Genomic DNA, 7,964 nt, shown 5'->3' with positions numbered 1-7,964 from the left:
CCGCATCCGGCGGCCCGCGCCCTGACCCTGCCCTGTTCGACGTCGGCCATGCCGTGACCGGTGGAGGTGAGCGGCTTCGGCGCGGGCCGCCGGATGCGGTAGGAGCACACGAAGAAGCGCAGTCCGACCTTCTCCAGGCCGCCCGGGTCGAGCAGCGTCACCGAGGCGAGCCGATCGGACCCGCGGTGCGCCTGGTTGAGGGCGAGCCGGCCGCCGTAGGAGCCGCCGACCAGATGCACCGGCCGAGACCGAGCCCGGCAAGGTCTCGTCCAGCCGGCCTCCCGGCCCTGCCCACCGGCCTCGGCACCAGCGTCCTGGTCGGCCAACGCCGCGCGGAATCGGCCACGGAGGTACTGGCCTACCACCTGGACCGCATCTTCCGGCTGACCGGCATATCCGGCTGACGCCCCTCGGGGCCCCCGCTCGGTCAGCGTACGGCTACCCCGGCAACGCGCCCTCCAGGGTCAGCAGTTGGATCTTGCGGTCCAGGCCGCCCGCGTAGCCGGTCAGGGAGCCGTCGGCGCCGATGACGCGGTGGCAGGGGCGCACGATCAGCAGGGGGTTGGCGCCGAGGGCGCCGCCGACCGCGCGGACGGCGGCGCGGGGTGCGCCGATACGGGCGGCCAACTCGCCGTAGGTGAGGGTGCTGCCGTACGGCACCTCGTCCAGGGCGGCCCAGACCCGGCGGCGGAACTCGGTGCCGGGGGCCCGCAACGGCAACTGGAACTCGCGGAGTTCACCGGCGAAGTAGGCGTCGAGCTGCTCGCGCGCCGCGGCGAACGGCTCCGGGTCCGCCCGCAGTCCCGCCGGGACGTCCCGTGCGCAGTGCAGCGAGGTGAGCGTGCTGTCCTGGTCGGCGGTGAGCAGCAGCCGGCCGAGGGGCGTGTCGAGGTGGGTGAAGCTTCCGGCGGTCATCGGGGCGACTCTCCTGCCGTGTAGAGGTGTTGGAAGGCATACGTGCGCCAGGGACGCCAGGCGTCGGACGCCTGGACGCCGGGCGGGGCCACATCGGGGTCCCCGAGCGCGCGGACCCGGATCAGCGCGGTGGTGGCCGCGTCCATCCCCGGCAGCGCGAGCAACTCCCGCTGTGCGTCGTCCCGGTCGGCGCCGGGATCCAGTCGGAGGGTGCCGTCGGCGAGCGCGGCGGCGAGCGCGGCGAGCGGTGCGGGCACCCCTTCCGGCCGCGCGAGCGCCGCCGGTTCGGGGAAGAGTCGGGTGAGGGTGCCGTCCGGGGTGTCGAGGGTCTTGCCGTACGCCTCGACCAGGTGCCCGCACCCGGCCGGGCCCAGCAGCGCGCGGGCGGCCGCCTCCAGCGGGTCGACGGCGCCGGGGACGCGCAGTCCGGGGCGTGCCGCGACCAGGGGGGCGAGGCGGGGGTCGGTGCTCAGGCGCTCGTCGATGGCGTACGGGTCGGCGTCCAGGTCGAACAGCCGGCGCAGCCGCTGCACGGCGGTGGTCAGGTCCCGGGGGTCGGTGAGGTGCAGTCGCGCGTCCAGCCAGCCGCTCGGGTGCACCCCGCCGCCCGTGCGCGGCGCCCGGGTGCGCTCGGCGACGGCGGCGATCCCGGTGCCGTACGGCAGCCGCAGGGTGCGCCGGTAGACGCGCGCGCCGGGCCGCCCCGTGACCTCCTCGACCCCCGGCACGGCCTCCCGCGCGAGCTGGTCGAGGACGGCGGCGGCCTGGTAGGGGCCCCGGTGGGCGAGCCGCAGCGGGATGCCGGTGCCGTCGGCGGCCCGGCGGGCGGCGCCGCGCGGGGCGGCCGTGCGCACCTCGGTCGGTGTGGCCGCGTACACCTCGCGGACCGTGTCGTTGAACTGCCGCACGCTGGCGAACCCGGCCGCGAACGCGATCTCGGTGACCGCCAGCTCGGTGGTCTGGAGCAGTACCCGCGCGGTGTGCGCCCGCTGCGCGCGGGCCAGTGCCACCGGTCCCGCGCCCAGTTCGGTGGTGAGCTGCCGCTGCACCTGCCGGGCGCTGTAGCCGAGCCGTGCGGCGAGCCCGGCGACGCCCTCGCGGTCCACCACGCCGTCGGCGATCAGCCGCATGGCCCGGCCGACGACGTCCGCGCGTACATTCCACTCCGCCGAGCCGGGCACCGCGTCCGGCCGGCAGCGCCGGCAGGCCCGGAACCCGGAGCGCTGGGCGGCGGCGGCCGTCGGATAGAAGCGCACATTGCACCGTTTGGGGGTCACCGCGGGGCAGCTGGGCCGGCAGTAGATCCCGGTCGTCTCGACGGCGAAGAAGAACGCGCCGTCGAACCGTCCGTCCCGGCTGCGCACCGCCTCGTACCTGCTGTCCTCGTCCATCACAGGTCCCAGTGTGGCCCGCCGCCCGGGCACCGGCTGGCGGAAATCGGACACGGAATCGGCCCGACAGGACGGCCGGGTTCGTGTTCGATCAGGAGTGGCGGACGCGGGACCGCAAGCGTGAGCCCGCGGGGCCGCCGCACGAACATCTTTCTGAACGGACATCCGACATCATGGGCAACCTCTGGGTTTCGCGCGCCGAGACCCGCGCCGACATTCCCGCCATCCGCGACATCAACCTGACCGCCTTCCCCACCCCCGCCGAGGCCGGCCTCGTCGACGCTCTGCGCGCCGATCCGGCCGCCTGGATCGAGGGGCTCTCCCTCATCTCGGTGGACGAGGCCGACCGCCCGGTGGGGCACGCGCTGCTCACCCGATGCCATATCGGCACCACGCCCGCCCTGGCCCTGGCGCCCTGCGCGGTCCGGCCGGAGCGGCAGCGGACCGGCGCGGGCACCGCGGCGATCCACGCCGCCCTGGCCGCGGCGAGGGCACGGGGCGAACGCCATGTGATCGTGCTCGGGCATCCGGCCTACTACCCCCGGTTCGGATTCACCCGCGCCGCGGACCACGGCATCGGGCTGACCATCGACGTCCCGGACGACGCGCTGCTGGCACTCGGCCTCCAGCCCGGCCACCCGCTCCCCGGCGGCACCGTCCACTACGCCGCCGCGTTCGGCATCTGACCCCCGCGTTCGGCATCCGACCCCGAGAGGCCCTAGATGCTCTCCCACTGGTCCAGGATGTCGTCCGTGCTGTCCGCCGCCTCCGTGCCGGCGGCCGGTTCCGGTGTGTCCTCCTGCGGGGACAGCTCGGCCCAGATCACCTTGCCGCGGGCGGTGTAGCGGGTGCCCCAGCGGGAGGCCAGCTGGGCGACGAGGAACAGGCCCCGGCCGCCCTCGTCGGTGGCCGCCGCCCGGCGCGGGTGCGGGGCGGTGCTGCTGCCGTCGGCGACCTCGCAGATCAGGCCCCGGTCGTGCAGGAGGCGGACGCGGATGGGCGGGGAGCCGTAGCGGACCGCGTTGGTGATCAGCTCGCTGAGGATCAGCTCGGCGGTGTAGCCGACGTCCCCGAGGCCCCAGGCCTCCAGCGTGGCGGCGCACTCGGCGCGGACCGGGCCCACGGCCGCCGGATCGCGGGGCACCTCCCATTCGGCGACATGCTCGGGGCCCAGCAGCCGGGTGCGGGCCACCAGCAGGGCGACGTCGTCGATCGGGCGGGCGGGCAGCACCGCGTCCAGGACGGCCGCGCACAGCGCCTCGGGGCCGTGTCCCGCCGAGTCCGCCAGGGTGTCGCGCAGCAGGTCGAGGCCCGCGCCGATGTCCCGCTGCCGGTCCTCCAGCAGCCCGTCGGTGTACAGCACCAGGTACGAGCCCTCGGGCAGCTCAAGCTCCAGCGTCTCCACCGGCATGCCGTCGCCGAGGCCCAGCGGCGGGGAGACCGGCACATCGGGGTAGGTGGCGGTGCCGTCGGGCAGGATGAGCGCGGGGCCGGGGTGGCCGGCCCGTGCGATGGTGACGCGCCCGGCGACCGGGTCGTAGAGCGCGTACAGACAGCTGGCGCCGGTGACGTTCGCGATGCCGTCGCGCGCGACCCGGCCGTCCCGCAGCAGCCCCTCGAACTCCCCCGCGCCCTGGGCGTCGCCCCGCTCGTCGCTGTCGATGCGGCTGACCAGTTCGTCCAGGTGGACGAGGAGTTCGTCGGGGCTGAGGTCGAGGGCGGAGAAGTTGGTGACGGCGGTGCGCAGCCGGCCCATGGTGGCCGCCGCGTGCAGACCATGCCCCACGACATCGCCGACGACCAGGGCCACCCGGGCGCCCGGCAGCGGGATGACGTCGAACCAGTCGCCGCCCACCCCGGCCTGCGCGGGCAGATAGCGGTAGGCCACCTCCAGCGCGGACTGGTCGGGGACGCCGCGCGGCAGCAGGCTGCGCTGGAGGGTGACGGCGGTGGTGTGCTCGCGGGTGTAGCGGCGGGCGTTGTCGATGGCGACCGCGGCCCGGGCCACCAGTTCCTCGGCGACCGCCTGGTCCTCCTCCTCGAACGGCTCGGTCCGCGCGGTGCGCCAAAAGCTCGCCACGCCCATCAGGACGCCCCGGGCGCGCACCGGCACCACCAGCATCGAGCGGATGCCGTGGGCGAGGATGCGGTCCGCGTTGTCGGGGTCGTTCTGCTCCCAGCCGCCGTCGTTGCGCAGATCGGGCTCCAGGACCGGGGTGCCGGTGCCCAGGCCGATGGCCTGCGGGGTCTGGGAGGCGAAGTCCACGAGGGTGCCGACGGGGTACAGCGGGTGGTCGGAGTCGATGCCCGAGAGAGCCGTACGACGCATCATCGTGCCCTCGGGCTCACCGCCGCGCAGGACCGAGTCGAGCAGGTCCACACAGGCGTAGTCGGCGAACCGGGGCACGGTGAACCGGGTCAGCTCCTCGGCCGTGCGCTCCACGTCGAGGGTGGTGCCGATGCTGCTCATGGCGTCGTACAGCAGCCGCAGCCGCCGCTGGGCGACGGCGGCGCGCCCGGCGACGGCCCGCAATTCGGTGGTGTCGCGCAGGGTGACGATGCTGGAGGGCCGGCAGCCGTGCGGCGCGGTCGGGCGGACGCTCACCGCGAGCAGCCGGTCCCCGGCCTCGCACACCTCGTCCGTGACCGGGCGGGTGCTGGACAGCAGCGTGGCGAGGGACGGCGCGAGCCCGAGATCGGTGAGCTGGCGGCCCTCGGCGTCCTCGGGGAGGCCGAGCAGCCGCCGGGCCTCGTCGTTGCTGAGCAGCAGGGTGCCGTCGGCGGCGACGATGAGGACGCCCTCGCGGGCGGCGTGCAGCACGGCGTCGTGGTGGTCGTACATCCGGCGCAGTTCGGCCGGTTCCAGGCCCCGGGTCTGCCGTCGCAGCCGCCGGTTGACCAGGGCGATGCCGGCCGTCGCAAGCAGCAGCGCGCCGCCGCCGGCCGCGAGCAGCAGGGGCAGCTGCCGGATGACCTGGTGGTGGATGTTGCGCACGGTGATGCCTGCGGTGACCAGTCCGACGACCTTGGAGTGATCGCCGAGGACGGGCACGGTGGACTCCACGGCCACGCCGATGGGGGTGTTCAGGGTGTAGGTGCGCGGGTGTCCGTGCAGCGGCTGCGTGTAGTTGCCGATGACGTGCCTGCCGATGAGGTGGGCGTTGGGGTGGGTCCAGCGGATGCCGGCCGGGTTGAACGCCACGAGGTAGTCGATGCCGGTCTCCTTGCGGACCTGCTCGGCACGGGGTTGCAGCAGCGTGGAGGGGTCCGGGGATTCCATCGCGGCCAGCGTGCCGGGGGCGTGGGCGAAACCGGCGGCGGCGGCGAAGGTGCGCTGCCGCGCCTCGTTCACACCGGCCTGCCTGGCCTGGACCACCAGGACGGTGCCGGCCGCCACACCGAACAGCAGCAGGATGAGCAACTGGAGCACGAACATCTGTCCGGCGACGCTCCGGGCGCCGGACGGCAGCCACCTGAACCGACCGGAGTCGGCGGCAGCGGGGGACGCTCCGACCGGGGCGGAAGCGTCCCACCCCGAAAACAGGCCGAAACGCCTCTTCATGATGCATTTCTAGCATTCACCGAGGAGGGGGACACAGCGCGACCTGCCGGGGCCCCGCCGGATACGGGCCGAGCCGCACCGACCGGGGCCGGTCGGACAGCGGGAGTGGGGCTGTAGGAGTCGGGCGTACGGGCTGCGCCACCCGGGTCCGGCCGGGTGGCGCAGCCCGCGGCCGTCACGCCCAGCGGCCCTGCTTGGCCTGCATCGCGGCGCGGCCCTCGGCGCCCTTGCGCTTCCAGTCGCGGCGGATCTCGGCGCGCAGGCGGGCGTCGGTCTTGGCCACGATCCACTGGTTCTCGCGGATCAGTTTGCGGTAGCTCTCCAGGCGGCGGACGGGCAGTTCCCCGCCGTCCACCGCGGCGCGCACCGCGCAGCCCGGTTCGCTCTCGTGGGCGCAGTCGTGGAAGCGGCACCGCTCGGCCAGTCCCGCGATCTCGGCGAACACCTGTCCGACCCCGCTCTCGGCGTCGTACAGGCCGACCCCGCGCAGCCCCGGGGTGTCGATCAGGACCCCGCCGCCGGGCAGGGCGAGCAGATTGCGGGTGGTGGTGGTGTGCCGCCCCTTGCCGTCGACGTCCCGGGCGGCCCGTACGTCCATCACGTCCTCGCCGATCAGCGCGTTGGCCAGGGTGGACTTGCCCGCGCCGGACTGGCCGAGCAGCACGGAGGTGCCGGCGCCGACGAGGGCGCGCAGGACGTCGAGGCCGTCGCCGCAGTGCGCGCTGGCGGCGACCACGGGTACGCCGGGCGCGGTGTTCTCGACGTCCTGTACGAGGTGGGCCAGGGTGACCGGATCGGTCACCAGGTCGGCCTTGGTGAGCACGACCACGGGCTGCGCCCCGGACTCCCAGGCGAGGGCGAGGAAGCGTTCGACGCGGCCGAGGTCGAGTTCGACGGCGAGGGACACGGCGACGACGGCGTGGTCGACATTGGCCGCGAGGATCTGGCCGTCGGACCGCTTGGAGGAGGTGGACCGCACGAAGGCGGTGCGGCGCGGCAGATACGCCCGGACGTACCGGGGGTTGCCGTCCGCCTCGACGGCGACCCAGTCGCCGGTGCAGACGACCCGCATGGGGTCGTGGGGGGTGACGAACGCGGTGTCGGCGCGGACGGCGCCGTCGGCGGTGACCACGTCGCACTGGCCGCGGTCGACCCGTACCACCCGGCCGGGCAGCAGCCCTTCAGGGGCGTAGGGGGCGAACGCGTCGGCCCAGTCGTCGTCCCAGCCGTAGGGAGTCAGGGCGGAGTACACAGCGGAGCTGGAAGTCAAGGGAGACCCTTCAAGGGGTGGCCCCGGACGGGAGCGGTCGTCTGCGACGCGCTCGGGTCAGCCGGTGGCCACGGAGGTGGACTCGGGGAGTTCCTGGATGCGGGCAGCGCCCGGCGCAGTGACAGCCATCGTCGACACCTCCTCTTCCGCGCTCGCTCGTCGGCGGCCGGCGGCCGCCTCACGAAGTGGTTCCCACCCTAGGACGGCACCGGCCGCGCGTGCCACCGAATTAACGCGCCCCCGCCGACAGGGCCGCGGCGGCCAGTCGCCGGGCCTCCTCGTCCAGCGCCATGCCCCGCCAGCCGCCCCCGTCGCAGAGCCGTTCGTCCCGGTCCCGGCAGGCGCGCAACAGCGGTGCGAGGGACCGGGCTTCGGGGCCCAGGTCGGTGAGTGCCCGCAGCGCGGCCAGCTCGATCGGGGAGTAGGCGGTGCCCGGCCGGGTCTCCAGGACGCGTCCGAGCACCTGGAGAGCCAGGTCGCTGTCGCCGGTCACCCGCCGGTGGGCCCGGGCGACAGCGACGCTCTCATGGCTCCGCCACCGCCATTGGGTCGCTCGCAGCCACTGCTCCGGGCGGCGCATCCGGCTCGCCCCGGCGCCCGGTCCGAGCGCGGCCAGGCAGCGGGCCACGGCACTCGCGAGCGCGGCCGTGTCCCGGATCGCCGAGACCGCCGCCGCGGACCGCGGGCGGCCGTGCGTCTCCTCAACGCCTGGGCACAGTACGGCCGTCGAGGTGAGCACCGCGTCCACCGTGCGCAGCAGCGCCGCCTCGTCGCCGTCGACGGCGAAGCGGGTCCGGGCGACGGTGACGAGGCGGCGCTGCTGCGC

Annotated in this window: 5 protein-coding genes and 2 pseudogenes; 1 reads left to right on the top strand and 6 read right to left on the bottom strand. The window is 74.9% G+C overall.

Going from position 1 to position 7,964, the window contains the following annotated elements; all coding sequences use genetic code 11:
• From CCN72_RS41680 to CCN72_RS13855, 3 genes and pseudogenes are all read right to left on the bottom strand, one after another.
• Positions 1-286: pseudogene (locus CCN72_RS41680) on the bottom strand (alpha/beta fold hydrolase); the annotation flags it as partial.
• 152 nt (positions 287-438) lie between these two features.
• Positions 439-915 carry a methylated-DNA--[protein]-cysteine S-methyltransferase gene (locus CCN72_RS13860; RefSeq protein WP_086807795.1) on the bottom strand — a complete coding sequence of 159 codons (477 nt, stop codon included), beginning with the start codon at positions 913-915 and terminating at the stop codon, positions 439-441.
• Positions 912-2,306: a bifunctional transcriptional activator/DNA repair enzyme AdaA gene (locus CCN72_RS13855; protein WP_279630238.1), complete on the bottom strand. Its 1,395-nt coding sequence runs from the start codon at positions 2,304-2,306 to the stop codon at positions 912-914. Before CCN72_RS13855 ends, CCN72_RS13860 begins: the two co-directional genes overlap by 4 nt.
• Positions 2,307-2,479: 173 nt before the next feature.
• On the opposite strand from CCN72_RS13855, the gene CCN72_RS13850 reads away from it, so the two are divergent.
• The gene (locus CCN72_RS13850; RefSeq protein WP_086807793.1) at positions 2,480-2,992 is read left to right on the top strand and encodes a GNAT family N-acetyltransferase; all 513 of its coding nucleotides are present in this window, start codon (positions 2,480-2,482) and stop codon (positions 2,990-2,992) included.
• Between the two features lie 32 nt (positions 2,993-3,024).
• Here the strand turns inward: CCN72_RS13850 and CCN72_RS13845 are convergent, their stop codons facing one another.
• The 3 genes and pseudogenes from CCN72_RS13845 to CCN72_RS38980 form a co-directional block, all read right to left on the bottom strand.
• A complete protein-coding gene (locus CCN72_RS13845; protein ID WP_086807792.1) occupies positions 3,025-5,868 on the bottom strand; it encodes a SpoIIE family protein phosphatase in 2,844 nt (947 codons plus the stop codon).
• A gap of 175 nt (positions 5,869-6,043) precedes the next feature.
• Positions 6,044-7,138 carry a ribosome small subunit-dependent GTPase A gene (rsgA, locus tag CCN72_RS13840; RefSeq protein ID WP_086807791.1) on the bottom strand — a complete coding sequence of 365 codons (1,095 nt, stop codon included), beginning with the start codon at positions 7,136-7,138 and terminating at the stop codon, positions 6,044-6,046.
• A 229-nt stretch (positions 7,139-7,367) separates the two neighbouring features.
• Positions 7,368-7,964, bottom strand: a pseudogene (locus tag CCN72_RS38980) (hypothetical protein); the annotation flags it as partial.

The organism is Streptomyces murinus (assembly GCF_002154555.1).
GTDB lineage: Bacteria > Actinomycetota > Actinomycetes > Streptomycetales > Streptomycetaceae > Streptomyces > Streptomyces murinus.
The sequence above is the reverse complement of the archived record's forward strand: the minus strand, read 5'-3'. Positions and strand labels throughout refer to the sequence as shown.